A 14,503-nucleotide genomic window follows, 5' to 3' on the forward strand; every position below is an offset into this window, starting at 1 on the left:
TTGGGCCGACAAGCGCCGACGGGCTGCAAATAGTTGCGACTACGGGGTCTTGTGCGGGTTCGGTCCGAACGACAGGCACAGCCGCGACGGGTGCAGGTCCCACGTGGTCGTGGCGTACATCGCGAGCAGACCACCGCCGCGGATGGTCTCCGGGCTCGCCGGTCCGCTCATCGTCTGGCCGGTCGCGTTCTCGTGCACGAGCTGGTCGTGCCAGATCGGCGCCTCGTCGGGCACCGGCGCCGTCTCCACCACGGAGAACATCTGCCCCTTGTGCTGCCGCACGATCATCAGCACGTACGGCTTCTCCCGGTAGGTCACCCCGCCCGGCTCGACGGCGACGTACTCGCCGCGCTCGGCCGCCGCCTCGGACACCAGGCCGACCCAGCGGAAGGCGTCCAGCACCGTCTCCGCCGTCACGGCCGACCGCGCCTCGGCCTCGGGGACGCGCACCAGCGGGCTCAGCCCGCCGGACATCCCGCCGTCCTCGGAGCCGTAGCGGTCGGCGAGCATGATCGTGGAGCTGCCCTCGTCGAGCGCGACGAGGTCGCGGAACCTGGTGTCCAGCACCGGAACGCGGGCCAGCGCGCCCTTCCCCAGCTTGCCGAGCACGGTGCCGGGGTCGGTCATCCGCCAGTAGCTGACGTCGTCGTCGTCCAGCCACAGCGGCAGGTACCCGCCGATCGGGATGCCCGGCACGACGGTCGTGAGCGTGGCGCCGACGTCGGGGACCGGCTCGAACGGCGGCAGCGCGGCGAACCGGGGGTCGACCGTGCCGGTCCGCGCCACGTGGTGCGCCCACGCCCGCGCGCGCGACAGCGGGTGCTGCGGGAACTGGGCGTCCCAGCGCGGGTCGTCGCCGATGTGGAACGGCAGCTTCCCCTGCAGCTCCGGGGCGTAGGGGTGCGGCTGGAACCAGTTGTCGAACCCCAGCTGCCCCATCAGCACGGCCTCGCGCACGCCGGTCGCGCCCTGCTCGATCGCCTGGAACTTCAGCACCGCGCTCGCGTTCGCCCTGGGCACGGTGAACGTCGCCAGGAACGCCTGCCCGCTCGGCTGGTTCGGGATCGGCAGCTTGACGATCTGGAACAGCGCGGGCTCCCCGCCCAGGTGCACGACGTGCGCCTCGATCAGGCAGCCCGCCTCGGCCGTCAGGTGCGCGAGCCCGTGCCGCAGCACCCCGAGGTCGTCCAGGGCCGCGGGCAGGTCGGGCACCACGTCGAAGTAGTCCAAGCTGACCTGGTCGTTCGTGACGGGGTTGTACCAGGTCGTCTGGTCGTGCTGCTGCAAACCGGTGGTGTCGAACGCGATGGGCACCCGAACACCCTATGTGCCCCGTCAGCGAGGTCGAAGGGTTTCCCCCCACAACGCCGTCCCGGTGGCATCCCTGAGCCACACGGTGAGCTCCCCGCTGCGACCGTCCACAGCGATCTCGCCGAAGTGCTGGAACCCGTCCAGCGGCGAGGTGTTCGCGACCGGTGGCGCGTGCACGAACACGGCCTCCGGTCCGAAAGTGGGATCGAGTGCGTTGGGCCCGAACGCCCCGGCGTGCAGCGGACCGGACACGAACTCCCAGAACGGGTCGAAGTCGCCGACGGCGGCGCGGTCGGGCGAGTAGTGGTGGGCGGCGGTGTAGTGCACGTCCGCGGTCAGCCACACGACGTTGCGGACGCGGCGCTTCCTCAGCTCGCGCAGCACGCCCGCGAGCTCGTGCTCACGCCCTCCCGGCGCACCGGGCAGTCCGTTGGCCACACCCTCGATGTCCACGCCGTCGGGCACGGTCAGCCCGATCGGCAGGTCCGCAGCGACGATCTTCCACGTGGCCCGGCTGCGCGCCAGCGAGTCGACCAGCCACCGCGCCTGCCGCTCCCCCAGGACGTGGCCGACGCCGTCGCGCGGCGCGGTGTTCGCGTCCTTGTAGCTGCGCATGTCGAGCACGAACACCTCGACGTGCGCGCCGTGGGAGAACCTGCGGTAGACCCGTCCGTCCACAGCACGCCTCGGGTCGATCGGCTGCCACTCGTGGAACGCCCGGAACGCCCGCGCGGCCAGCACGTCGACCCGCTTCTCGGTGTACTGGGGCAGGTCCAGGATCTCGCCGGGGTACCAGTTGTTGGTGACCTCGTGGTCGTCCCACTGCACGACCATCGGCACCGCGGCCGCGAAGTCGCGGTACTTCGCGTCCAGCAGGTTGTAGGCGAACTGGCCGCGGTACTCGTCCAGCGTCTCGGCGACCTTGGACTTCTCCGGCGTCACGACGTTGCGCCAGACCCGGCCGTCGGGCAGCACCACCTCGGGGAGCAGCGGCCCGTCGGAGTACACGGTGTCGCCGCTGTGCAGGAAGAAGTCGGGGTTGCGCGCGGCCATCGCGGCGAAGATCGGCATCCCGCCGAGGTCGGGGTTGCTGCCCCAGCCCTGGCCCGCGACGTCGCCCGCCCAGGTGAACCGGACGTCCTGTCGTCCCACGGGCGCGGTGCGGAACGTGCCGGTGACGGCCTGGCTGCGGGTGCGGCCGTCGAGGTCCTCGGCGACCACGCGGTAGTGCGCACGGGTTCCGGGCGGCAGGTGGTCCAGGCGCACCCGGCCGGTGCCGCCGGTGTCCGGGGTGAGCAGCGGCCCGCGCACCCACCGCGAGTGCCGGAACGACGGGTCGGTGGCGACCTCCACGAGCATCCGCGACGGCCGGTCCGCCCGCGTCCACACCAGCGCGCCGTCGGTGGCCACGTCACCGGACTGCACGCCGTGCGTCAGGACCGGCCTGCCCGTCCGCGCCAGCGCCACGCCGGGCAGGAACGCGCCCGCGACACCGAGTCCGCCGGCGCGCAGCAGCGTCCGCCGGTTCACCGCCCGCTCATCAGCCATGCGGGAGTTCTAGCGGGCCAACACCGACAGCGGCCCAACCCCGGTCGACGGGCGGGTGAACGATCAGACCTGCTGGCTGGGCAACCGGCCCTCGGCCATCCGCTTGGCCAGGTCGCGACGCATCCAGAACACGCACGCCCACACCAGGCTGAAGACCACGCCGACGGCGCCGAGCGCGGTGAGCGCGAACCACGACGCGACCATCACCACGTGCAGGCCGACGATCAGCCAGAAGCTCCACCTGTGCTTGAGCAGCGCGCAGGTGGCGATGAGCCCGGCGATCAGGACGAACGCCAGCAGGCCCGCCGTGGTGGTGAACCCGCCGCCGAGCTTGGCGATCACCGGGAGCGCCAGCGCCACCACGATGACCTCGATGATCAGCGTGCCCGCGGTGATGCCGCGGAACGCCTTCATCGGGTCCTTGGGCGGTGGCTTGACCGGTGGGGTGGTCATGACGGCTCCTTGCCGAACAGGGCGCGGGCCTCGCCCGCCGTGACGACGGACCCGGTGACGATCACGCCGCCGCCGGACACCACGCCCTCCTCGTCGTCCTCCTCGGTGCGCTGCACGGCCTCCTCGATGGCGTCGGCCAGCGAGGGCTGCACGAACACGCGCTCCTCGCCGAACGACTCCATCGCCAGGTCCCCCAACGTGTCCGCGTCCATGGCGCGCGGCGAGGAGTTGCCGGTCACGACGACCTCGTCGACGACCGGCTCCAGCGCGGCGAGGATGCCCGCCGCGTCCTTGTCGTCCATGACGCCGACGACCGCGATGAGCTTGCGGAAGCCGAACTCCTCCTTGAGCGCCGCCGCCAGCGCGCCCGCGCCGTGCGGGTTGTGCGCGGCGTCGACCAGCACGGTCGGCGCGCTGCGCACCCGTTCCAGCCTGCCCGGCGAGGTCACCGAGGCGAACGCCTCGCGGACCGCGTCGATGTCGAGCGGCTGGTCCTTGCCCGCGCCGAAGAACGCCTCCACGGCCGCGAGCGCGAGCGAGGCGTTGGACGCCTGGTGCGCGCCGTGCAGCGGCAGGAAGACCTCGTCGTACACGCCGCCGAGCCCTTGCAGGCGCAGCACCTGGCCGCCGACGGCGACCGCGCGGTCCAGGACGCCGAACTCCATGCCCTGGCGGGCGACCATCGCGTCGACCTCGGTGACCCGCTCGATCAGGATCCGGGCCACCTCGTTGGTCTGCTCGGCGAGGATCGCGACGGAGCCGGGCTTGATGATCCCGGCCTTCTCCCGCGCGATGCCCTCGATGTCCGGGCCGAGGTACTCGACGTGGTCGACGCCGATCGGGGTGATCACCGCGACCTTGCCGTCCGCCACGTTCGTCGCGTCCCACCCGCCGCCGAGGCCGACCTCGACGACGGCGACCTCCACCGGGGCGTCCGCGAACGCCGCGAACGCCATCCCGGTGAGGACCTCGAACTTCGTCATCGGGATGTCGCTGTCACCGTCCACCATGGACAGGAACGGCTTGATGTCCCGGTAGACCTCGACGTAGCGCTCGGGCGTGATCGGCTCGCCGTCCACGCTGATCCGCTCGGTCGCGAGCTGCAGGTGCGGGCTGGTGTAGCGGCCCGTGCGGAGGCCGACGCGCGAGAGCAGCGCGTCGACCATCCGCGACGTGGACGTCTTGCCGTTGGTCCCGGTGATGTGGATGACCGGGTACGCGTGCTGGGGGTCGCCCAGCACGTGCGTCAACGCCCTGATCCGGTCCAGCGACGGCTCGATCTTCGTCTCGGGCCAGCGCTCGTTCAGCTCCGACTCGACGGCGCGGAGCGCCTCCAGCGCCGTCGGGTCGGTGCTCACTTCGGCTCCGGCAGCGCGGCGATCCGCGCGTTGAGGCGTTCGATGTCGGCGTTGGCGACGGCCAGGCGGGCCTGGATCTTCGCCACGACGTCGGCGGGCGCCTTGTCGGTGAACGAGGCGTTGTTGAGCTTGCCCTCGCACTGCGCGCGTTCCTTCTCCGCCACCGCGAGGTCCTTGGTCATCCGCTTGCGCTCGGCGACCACGTCGATCGTGCCGGAGGTGTCCAGCTCGACCGTCACGGTGCCCTTGGGCAGGCCGACCTCCAGCGACGCGGACACGGCGAAGGCCTCGCCGGGCTCGGTCATCCTGGTCAGCGCCTTCACCGACGGCACCTGGTCGAGCAGGTCGACGCAGCACGCGCCGCGCACCTTGCCCTCGACCTTCTGCGTCGGGCGCAGGCCCTGGTCGGAGCGGAACCGGCGGATCTCGGTGACGAGCTTCTTCAGCCCCTCGATCCGGGCCGCCGCGGTCCCGTCGCGCTCGGCGCCGGACGGCTTCGGCCACTCGGCGACCACCAGCGACTCGCCACCGGTCAGCGTCTTCCACAGCGTCTCGGTGATGAACGGCGTCAACGGGTGCAGCAGCCGCAGCACGACGTCGAGCACGTGCCCGAGCACCGACTGGGTCGCCTCGGCGCGCTCGCCGCCCTCGGCGATCTGGACCTTCGCCAGCTCCAGGTACCAGTCGCAGAACTCGTCCCAGGTGAAGTGGTAGAGCGCTTCGGACAGCTTGGCGAACTGGAACGCCTCGAACTGGCCGTCCACATCGGACACCAGCTGGTCGAGCAGGTCCAGGATCCAGCGGTCGGCGTCGGTCAGCGCGTCGCGGGCGGGCAGCGGCCGGTCGACCGCGGCGCCGTTGGAGAGCGCGAACCTGGTGGCGTTCCACAGCTTCGTGGTGAAGTTGCGGGCGCCCGCCGCCCACTCCTCGGCGACAGCCAGGTCCGAGCCGGGGTTCGCGCCGCGCAGCAGCGTGAACCGGGTGGCGTCGGCGCCGTAGCTGTCGATCCAGGCGAGCGGGTCGATGCCGTTGCCGCGCGACTTCGACATCTTCTTGCCGTTGGCGTCGCGGATGAGGCCGTGCAGGTAGACGTGCTCGAAGGGCACAGCCTGAATGGCCTCACGGTCCTTCATGGCGTACAGGCCGAACATCATCATCCTGGTGACCCAGAAGAAGAGGATGTCGTAGCCCGTCGACAGCACGGAGGTCGGGTAGAACTTGGCCAGGTCGGCCGTCTTCTCCGGCCAGCCCAGCGTGGAGAACGGCCACAGGCCCGACGAGAACCACGTGTCGAGCACGTCCTCGTCCTGGCGCCAGCCCTCGCCGGACGGCGGCTGCTCATCCGGTCCGACGCAGACGACCTCGCCCTCCGGGCCGTACCAGACCGGGATGCGGTGGCCCCACCACAGCTGGCGCGAGATGCACCAGTCGTGCAGGTTGTCGACCCAGTCGAAGTAGCGCTTGGTCAGGTCGGCCGGGTGCACGGTCGTGCGGCCGTCGCGGACGGCGTCACCGGCGGCCTTGGCGATGCCCTCGACCTTCACCCACCACTGCAGCGACAGGCGCGGCTCGACGACCGTGCCGCAGCGCTCGCAGTGGCCGACGGAGTGCACGTACGGGCGCTTCTCGGCCACGATCCGACCCTGGTCGCGCAGCGCGGCGACCACGGCGGGCCGCGCCTCGAAGCGGTCCAGGCCCTCGAACGGGCCGCGCACCGTGATGACGCCCCGGCCGTCCATGACGGTCAGGTTCGGCAGGCCGTGGCGCTGGCCGATCTCGAAGTCGTTCGGGTCGTGCGCGGGCGTCACCTTGACGGCGCCGGTGCCGAACTTCGGGTCGACGTGCTCGTCGGCGACGATCGGCACGCGGCGACCGGTCAGCGGCACCTCGACCTCGGTGCCGATCAGGTGCGCGTACCGCTCGTCCTCGGGGTGCACCGCGACGGCCGTGTCACCGAGCATCGTCTCGGCGCGCGTGGTCGCGACGACGATCGAGTCCGCGCCGTCGCCGTAGCGGATCGACACCAGCTCGCCGTCGTCGTCGGAGTGCTCGACCTCGATGTCCGACAGGGCCGTCTGGCAGCGCGGGCACCAGTTGATGATGCGCTCGGCGCGGTAGATCAGACCGTCGTCGAACATCTTCTTGAAGATCGTCTGCACGGCGCGGGACAGGCCCTCGTCCATGGTGAACCGCTCGCGGCTCCAGTCGACGCCGTCGCCGAGGCGGCGCATCTGGTCGAGGATCTTGCCGCCGTACTCCTCCTTCCACTCCCACACGCGCGCGACGAACTTCTCGCGGCCGAGGTCGCCGCGGGAGAGCCCGTTGTTCGCCAGGTCGCGCTCCACCGCGTTCTGGGTCGCGATGCCCGCGTGGTCCATGCCGGGCAGCCACAGGACCTCGTAGCCCTGCATCCGGCGCCTGCGGGTGAGGGCGTCCATGACGCTGTGGTTGAGGGCGTGGCCCATGTGCAGGCTGCCCGTCACGTTCGGCGGCGGCAGCACGATCGTGAACGGCGGCTTGTCGCTGCCCGCGTCGGCGGTGAAGTACCCGCGGTCGACCCAGCCCTGGTACAGCTCCGCCTCTACCTCGGACGGCTGCCACGCCGGAGGGAGATCAGGACGCTGTGGAGTGGTGCTGGATTCGGTCACGACTGAAGAGTCTACGAAGTGCGCGCCATCGCTTTCGAGCGACATACCTGCTAACGCCCGCACCCCGCCGTCCGATCTGCTGAGAGCGGGTAGCTACTGGGGAGTCAACGTGAGAACACATCACATCGAGGGCCACCCGGTGTGGCTGCGGGCGGCGAGCAGGCGCATCGCCCGCGAGCTGCGCCGGATGCGGCGAAGAACCTGGCTGGACCGCCACGGGAACAAGGTCGTGTCCGGTCTGGCGCTGCTCGCGATCGCCGCGCTCCTGGTCGGCGTCTACGCCACGCGGAAGCCCGTACCCGAACCCGCGCCCGCCGCCGCCCCCAGCACGATCTCCCGCGTCGACCTGGCGGACCCGTTCCGCAACACCCCCGCCGAGACGTGGGCCGACGGCGAGGCGGGCCTCACACCGCCCGAGGCCGCCCCGGTGGGGCCGTTCAGCGCCCAGCAGGTCGCGGACGCCTACCGGCGCGCCCGCGCCGCCGTGGTGGCCGCCAGGCTGGACCGGCGGGTGCTGGAGGGCCACGACGTGGAACCGCTGCTCAGCCTCTTCGCGGTGGACGACCAGGAGGGCCTGCGGCCGCTGTTCGCGGGCGGGCGGGACGACGAGGCGGGGCTGATCGCCACCAGGGTCGCGTCCGGCTGGGCGCTGCTGCCGGTGGCGCCGAAGGTGGACGGCGCCATGACCGCCGAGGCCAAGGGCCCCGGCGAGCTGGTCGTGCACACCGACTACGTGTTCGCCTACGCGTTCGCCACCCCGGACGTGGAGAAGCTGCGCGGTCCGATGGACATCGTCGCGGTGACCAGGATCAGGTACGACTACGTGATGCGGTCCGGCCCCGACTTCCGGCCGGAGAGCCAGGGCATGTGGTCCGGCCCGGCCACCGGGCACAGCTACTCGATCGGCTGCACGGCCTCGCGGGAGGGCTTCCTCGCGCCGTCGATCGCCGAGCCGCGGACCCAGCGCGGCTCGACCCAGGAGGAGGGCAGGCCGGAGGACTACTTCGACCCGGACAAGCCCATGCCGACGATCAACACCTGCCCCGGCTAAGTCACCCGAACGGTTGCTGCGCTCCTGTTGTGACCCAGTTCACACTTGACAGGATTGGCCAGCTCAGCGGGTGTCGACGACGGATTCACGGACTCGACCGAACCCCTTGGAGCCCGTGACAGCGGTCCGCTCCGCCCGCCTCGGCGCGCCGGTCTGCGACCCACCGCCGCGCTTTCGCGGAGCGCGGCGGTGGGACGTGCCACCCCGTCCGGTCCAGGACGCCGATCGGGATCACAGGGCTGCGATCGGCCTCCTGGATCGGACAGGGCGATACTGGCGTCATGACCCGGAAGCCACCGCAGCAGGACGTCGACGAGTCCCGGATCGAGGTGGGCAAGCCGAAGGGCTGGGCCGCCGGCATCCCCGGTGTCGCGGTGTCGCTCAAACGCGGCGTCGAGCAGATGGGCGTGGCCCGCACGGCGAGCACGCTGCGGCTGCTCAACCAGCGCGAGGGCTTCGACTGCCCCGGCTGCGCGTGGCCGGAACCCCAGGGCCACCGCAAGCTCGCGGAGTTCTGCGAGAACGGCGCCAAGGCCGTGGCCGAGGAGGCCACCCGGCGCCGGGTCGGACGGGAGTTCTTCGCCGAGCACCCGATCGCGGACCTCGCGGACAAGACCGACTTCTGGCTCGGCCAGCAGGGCCGGATCACCGAGCCGTTCGTGCTGCGCGACGGCGCGACCCACTACGAGCCGATCGCGTGGGACGCCGCGTTCCGGCTGGTCGCCGAGCACCTCAACGGGCTGGCCAGCCCGGACGAGGCGGTGTTCTACACCTCCGGCCGCACCAGCAACGAGGCCGCGTTCCTCTACCAGCTGCTGGTCCGCTCCTACGGCACGAACAACCTGCCGGACTGCTCCAACATGTGCCACGAGTCCTCCGGCGCGGCGCTGAGCGCCACCACCGGCATCGGCAAGGGCTCGGTCAGCATCGACGACGTCCACCACGCCGACCTGATCGTCGTGATGGGCCAGAACCCCGGCACCAACCACCCGCGGATGCTGTCCGCGCTGGAGGAGGCCAAGGGCAACGGCGCGAAGATCGTCGCGATCAACCCGCTGCCCGAGGCCGGGCTGATGCGGTTCAAGAACCCGCAGAACGTGCGCGGGCTGGTCGGCAAGGGCACGCCGCTGGCCGACGAGTTCGTGCAGATCAAGCTGGGTGGCGACCAGGCGCTGTTCCAGGCGATCGGCAACCTGCTGCTGTCGTGGGGCGCCGAGGACACCGCGTTCATCGAGCGGTACACGCACGGGTTCGAGGACTACCGGGCGCACGTGGCCGAGCTCGACTGGGACTCCGTCGACGAGGCCACCGGGCTGTCGCGGGAGCAGGTCGAGCTGGTCGCGCGGATGTTCGCCGACTCGGAGCGGACGATCGTGTGCTGGGCGATGGGGCTGACGCAGCACAAGCACTCGGTGCCCTCCATCCAGGAGATCACCAACGTCGTGCTGCTGCGCGGCATGATCGGCAAGCCCGGCGCGGGCCTGTGCCCGGTGCGCGGGCACTCCAACGTGCAGGGCGACCGGACCATGGGCATCTGGGAGAAGATGCCGGAGAAGTTCATGTCCGCGCTGGAGCAGGAGTTCTCCATCCGGGTGCCGCGCAAGCACGGGTTCGACACCGTGGCGGCGATCAGGGCGATGCGCGACGGCGACGCGCGGGTGTTCTTCGCCGTCGGCGGGAACTTCGTCGCCGCCTCGCCGGACACCGCGGTGACCGAGAAGGCCATGCGCGGCTGCGACCTGACCGTGCACGTGTCGACGAAGCTCAACCGGTCGCACGTCGTCACCGGCAGGGTGGCGCTGGTCCTGCCCACGCTGGGTCGCACCGAGAGCGACCTGCAGCACTCCGGCGAGCAGTTCGTCACCGTCGAGGACTCCATGTCCGTGGTGCACCGCTCCCGCGGCAGGCTCGCGCCCGCCAGCGACGACCTGCTGTCCGAGGTGTCGATCGTCTGCCGGCTGGCCCGCGAGGTGCTCGGGACCGAGCACCCGGTGCCGTGGGAGGAGTTCGAGAAGGACTACGACACCATCCGCGACCGGATCGCCAACGTCGTGCCGGGGTGCTCGGACTACAACGCGCGGGTCCGGCAGCCGGACGGCTTCGTCCTCCCGCACGCACCGCGTGACGCGCGGGAGTTCAACGCCACCAAGTCCGGCAAGGCGAACTTCACCGCGAACGAGCTGACCGTGCTGCGGGTGCCCGAGGGCAGGCTGCTGCTGCAGACCATGCGCAGCCACGACCAGTACAACACCACCATCTACGGCCTGGACGACCGCTACCGCGGCGTCAAGGACGGCAGGCGCGTCGTGTTCGTCAGCCCCACCGACCTGACCTCGCTGGGGTTCGCCGACGGCGAGGTCGTGGACATCGTCAGCGAGTGGCCCGACGACCCGACCGGGGTCACCGACCGGCGCGCCGAGTCGTTCCGGATCGTGTCGTACCCGACGGCGGTCGGCTGCGCCGCCGCGTACTTCCCGGAGGCGAACTCGCTGGTGCCGCTGGACTCCACCGCCACCACGTCGAACACGCCGACGTCGAAGTCGATCGTCGTGCGACTGGAACACCGGGCGTAGAACTTGGCGAAGGGGCCCGTCGGTCCGGACGGGCCTGCCCGATTCGCTGCGCTCGGCCCGGACGGGCCAGCCGGTTCGCGGCCGCAGGTCCGGGCGGACCTGGCCGGTTCGCGGCCGACGCGCCAGTGCCCGCCTCCCGGATCCGCTCGACCGGAGTCGGCTCCGGGGGACGAAGCCCATTGCGTGGTCCTGATCCGGTTCGACGGGAGTCGAGCCCGAGGTGGTTCATGGGGCCGTCTCGGGCGGGCTGTCGTGGACACGGGTCCGGGAGCGGGGCCTAGCTCAGGGACAGGGTGCGGACGGCGTCGGCGAAGCGGGCGCGTGCCCTGGCAGCGGCACCGTGCCTGCCCGCCGCGGTGAGGGTCGAGACCAGGGCGCGGTGGGCCTGCTCGTCGTAGGGGTCCTTCGCGAGCAGGCGCTGGTAGTAGTAGGCGGCCTCGTCCACGTCCGCCGTCCCCGCGGCCAACGTCCTGGTCACCCGCAGGTAGACCGCGCGCAGCTCCTCGCGCAGGGCCACCGCCCAGTCGTCGTACGGCTCGTCCTCGAACAGGTCACCGGTGTAGGCGGCCTCGGCGGCGGCGAGCACACCGCGGTCGCCGGTGCGCAGACCGTCCTGGGCGTCGGCGAGGAAGTCCTCCAGGTCGACCGCGGCCCGGCCGGTGTCCAGCGCGACGGTCTGCTGGTCGGCGACCACCAGGTCACCCGCCGGGTCGAGCGCCGAGCGGACCGTGGACAGGGCGACCGACAGCCGGTGGGCGACCCGGTCGGAGTCCTCCCGCCACAGCAGCCGCCCCAGCTCCTCCCGCGCGATCCCCCGCCCGCGCCGGACCACCAGCATCCGCAGCAGGTCCCGCGCCTTGCGCGACTGCCACACCGACCTCGGCAACGGCTCGCCCGCGACCCTGACCTCGAACCGGCCGAGCGTGCGGATCACCACCGGGTCACCCGGCACCGGTGACGGGATCCCCTGCGCGGCAAGGGCTTCGCGCGCCGCCCTGGCCGCCGCCCGGTCGTCGGCGCCCGCGTGCGGGAGCGCGCCGAGCAGCACCGTGATCCGCCGCGCGTCCGGCTCGGCACCGGTGTCCGCCCAGATCGTCCGCGCCTCGGCCAACGACACCCGCGCCCTCGCGGGCCGGGCCACCGCCACCAGCTCCAGCGCCTCGGCCAACCGCGCCCGGTCCCGGTGCAGCCGCGCCTTCCCGGCGGCCTGCCCGGCCAGGTCGGCGGCTGCCGCGTGGTCGCCCTTCCCCACGGCCACCCAGCCGAGCGCCAGCAGCGTGCGGATCGCGGCCGGGCCCTTGGCGTCGCGGTGCGCCCGGTCGGCCAGCTCCGCCGCCACGTCCGGCTCCTGGTCGGCCAGCAGCCGGGCCAGCCCCACCAGCGCGGGGACCAGCCCCTGGCGGTCGCCCCCGGTGCCGCAGACCCGGATCGCCTCCTCGTAGGCCGCCCTCGCCAGGCTGGTGCGACCGCGCACCCGGTGCACGTCCCCGAGCCCGGCCAACGGGTACGCCAGCCGCTGCGAGCCGATCCGGTGCTCCACCGCCAACGCGCGGTCGAACCGGTCCGTGGCGGCGTCCAGGTCGCCGAGGCGGAGCAGCGCGTCGCCGCCGTTGCACAGGGCGATGCCCAGCACCGCCAGGTAGCCGACGGCCTCCGCCTGCGCCACCGCCGCGTCCGCCATCACCGCGGCCTCGGCGTAGCGCGCCTCGCCCAGCAGCCGCGACGACAGGTTCGCCCGCATCCGCGCCGCCTCGACCCGGTCGTCCGCCGCCTCCGCCAGGTCGAGGGCCTTCTCGTAGTGGTGCTGCTCGGCCGCGCAGTCGCCCACCATCTCCGCCGCGAACCCCAACGCCACGTGACTGGCCACCAGCGCCCGCCGGTCACCGGACGCGGTCGCCGCCCGCCACGCCCGGTCGGCGTGCTCCCGGCACGCCGCCTCGTCCCCGGTCGCCCAGTACGCAGTAGCCGTCCAGGCCAGCAACAACCCGTCCGCCGGTCCCCTCGCGTACCACTCCAACGCCTGCCGCGGCCTGCCCCGCCGGTACTCCAGGTGCCCCAGCAGCCGCGCCACGTCCGGTGACGGGTCGTCCGCCAACGGCAGGAGGATCGCCGCCGCCGCGTCCAGGTCACCCGCCAACGCCAACGCCTCGGCGTGCAGGCAGTGCACGGCCGCGGACCGCTCCGCGGGCGGAACCCGTTCCACCCACTCCACCGCCGCCCGCACACCGCACCGGGCCAGCAGCCGTCTGCCTTCGGATTCCATCGGTCCCCTTGAGCGAGCGCTGATCCAACCCTGACACCCGTGCGGAGTCTGGTGCCCGGCGAGAAATACCGCGTTGGAGGAACCTTGAGACGGAACAGACTTGCCCTGCTCGCGACCGCACTGCTGGCACTCCTGGCGGTCCTGGCACCACCGGCCGCGGCGGACGCACCCGAGTGCGGGACCGACGGGCGGATGAAGCGGTTCGAGTGCGGCCCCACCGCCGCCGCGACCGAGGTCTACGGCTGGGTGTGGGCCAACGAGCCAGCCCACCTGACCGGCGAGTGGTACTCGCCCAGTGCCCGCTACCAGTTCAGCTCGGTGACCGGCGGCCCGACGAACTGGGTGCGGCACGAAGGCGTCGGCACGTACACGGTGTACATCGACGGCGCCCCCGGCACGGGTGTCGCCCACGCGTCCGCGTACGGCTGGAACGTGCGGGCGCGCTGCAAGGTGACCACCACGTCGTCGTCCGGAGCGGGGCGGTACGTGGTCGTCCGGTGCTACTCGTTCGACGGGGCGTTGGTGGACAGCATGTTCACGGCCTCCTACACCTCCGTGCGCGGCCGCGACTACCGGTACGGGTACCGGTCGGCGGTCAACGGGGTGGTGACCGAGCACAACTCGTCCACCGGGGCTGTTAACTACGCCCACACGGCCGTCGGGTCGTACCTGGTGTCGTTCAAGAACCTCGGCGGGGCATCGGGTGGGACGGTGCAGGTGACCGCCACCGGGCAGACGAACGTGTGGTGCAAGACCGCTGGGTGGTACCCGGACGCGATCTTCTACAACGTGCGGGTCATGTGCTTCACGCCGGCCGGAAGCCCGGCTGACAGCGAGTTCGGGGTGACGTTCGTCGACAAGGGCAACATCGTCGGCGACAAGAACCCGAGCCTGGGGCTGGAATCGGGGTACGCGTGGGTGATGGCCACGCGGACGGCGCCCGATCCATGGGCGTTTCCAGCGTCGCCTGCGTGGGCGGTGACGGGGTCTGCGGGGGTGTACGTGGTGGATCCGGCTGTGGTTGTCGACGGGGGGAGTTTTCAGGTGACGGCGTACGACACGTCGGCGAACTCGTGCGTGATCGGTGGGTGGGGTGCTGCGGTGGTTGTGCAGTGTTATGACGTGGGAGGGGTGTTGGCGGAGTCGTTCTTCGACGTGGCTTATGTGGGGAAGCGGGTGTGACGGCCGGGGCTGGCTCGGGTTCGGTGGGTGCGGGGTAAGGCGGGCTGCGTTTGCGTCGGGCTCGCGGGTTTCGGGAACATGCCTCCACCCCGCTCGCCGAGTGTTCTAGACCCGCC

The 14,503-nt window shown here is 71.8% G+C and carries 9 protein-coding genes; 3 read left to right on the forward strand and 6 right to left on the reverse strand.

Annotation, left to right across the window (positions count from 1 at the left end):
* Positions 1–39: 39 nt before the first annotated feature.
* From CLV43_RS48715 to CLV43_RS34770, 5 genes are all read right to left on the reverse strand, one after another.
* Positions 40–1,314 (reverse strand): hypothetical protein, encoded by a 1,275-nt coding sequence (locus CLV43_RS48715; RefSeq protein ID WP_211304697.1) that lies wholly within the window; start codon positions 1,312–1,314, stop codon positions 40–42.
* Positions 1,315–1,335: 21 nt separating this feature from the next.
* On the reverse strand, positions 1,336–2,859 hold the full coding sequence (locus CLV43_RS34755; RefSeq protein ID WP_106192752.1) for an alkaline phosphatase D family protein: 1,524 nt from the start codon (positions 2,857–2,859) through the stop codon (positions 1,336–1,338).
* A gap of 63 nt (positions 2,860–2,922) precedes the next feature.
* Entirely contained in the window at positions 2,923–3,312 is a 390-nt protein-coding gene (locus CLV43_RS34760) for a DUF4233 domain-containing protein (protein ID WP_106192754.1), read from the reverse strand.
* A complete protein-coding gene (folC, locus tag CLV43_RS34765; protein WP_106192755.1) occupies positions 3,309–4,670 on the reverse strand; it encodes a bifunctional tetrahydrofolate synthase/dihydrofolate synthase in 1,362 nt (453 codons plus the stop codon). Before folC ends, CLV43_RS34760 begins: the two co-directional genes overlap by 4 nt.
* Positions 4,667–7,363: a valine--tRNA ligase gene (locus tag CLV43_RS34770; RefSeq protein ID WP_211304698.1), complete on the reverse strand. Its 2,697-nt coding sequence runs from the start codon at positions 7,361–7,363 to the stop codon at positions 4,667–4,669. The genes folC and CLV43_RS34770 overlap by 4 nt, the downstream gene beginning before the upstream one ends.
* Positions 7,364–7,427: 64 nt before the next feature.
* Here CLV43_RS34770 and CLV43_RS34775 point away from each other — a divergent pair, with 64 nt between their 5' ends.
* Entirely contained in the window at positions 7,428–8,369 is a 942-nt protein-coding gene (locus CLV43_RS34775) for a hypothetical protein (RefSeq protein ID WP_146175015.1), read from the forward strand.
* Positions 8,370–8,650: 281 nt separating this feature from the next.
* Positions 8,651–10,942 carry an FdhF/YdeP family oxidoreductase gene (locus CLV43_RS34780; RefSeq protein WP_106192760.1) on the forward strand — a complete coding sequence of 764 codons (2,292 nt, stop codon included), beginning with the start codon at positions 8,651–8,653 and terminating at the stop codon, positions 10,940–10,942.
* 277 nt (positions 10,943–11,219) lie between these two features.
* On the opposite strand, the gene CLV43_RS50180 is transcribed toward CLV43_RS34780, so the two are convergent.
* Positions 11,220–13,205, reverse strand: coding sequence for an AfsR/SARP family transcriptional regulator (locus tag CLV43_RS50180; RefSeq protein WP_106192762.1), 1,986 nt, complete (start codon positions 13,203–13,205; stop codon positions 11,220–11,222).
* A gap of 84 nt (positions 13,206–13,289) precedes the next feature.
* Between CLV43_RS50180 and CLV43_RS34790 the strand changes: the two genes are divergently transcribed.
* Positions 13,290–14,387, forward strand: a complete 1,098-nt coding sequence (locus CLV43_RS34790; protein ID WP_106192763.1) for a hypothetical protein — start codon at positions 13,290–13,292, stop codon at positions 14,385–14,387.
* Positions 14,388–14,503: the final 116 nt, after the last annotated feature.

This window comes from Umezawaea tangerina, assembly GCF_003002815.1.
Classification (GTDB): Bacteria; Actinomycetota; Actinomycetes; order Mycobacteriales; family Pseudonocardiaceae; genus Umezawaea; species Umezawaea tangerina.

What these genes read in the sequence shown, in the direction of transcription:
- CLV43_RS34780 (WP_106192760.1), top strand. Translation starts at nt 8,651, where the DNA reads ATGACCCGGAAGCCACCGCAGCAGGACGTCGACGAGTCCCGGATCGAG.
- CLV43_RS50180 (WP_106192762.1), bottom strand. Translation starts at nt 13,205, where the DNA reads ATGGAATCCGAAGGCAGACGGCTGCTGGCCCGGTGCGGTGTGCGGGCG.
- CLV43_RS34770 (WP_211304698.1), bottom strand. Translation starts at nt 7,363, where the DNA reads ATGTCGCTCGAAAGCGATGGCGCGCACTTCGTAGACTCTTCAGTCGTG.
- CLV43_RS34760 (WP_106192754.1), bottom strand. Translation starts at nt 3,312, where the DNA reads ATGACCACCCCACCGGTCAAGCCACCGCCCAAGGACCCGATGAAGGCG.
- CLV43_RS34755 (WP_106192752.1), bottom strand. Translation starts at nt 2,859, where the DNA reads ATGGCTGATGAGCGGGCGGTGAACCGGCGGACGCTGCTGCGCGCCGGC.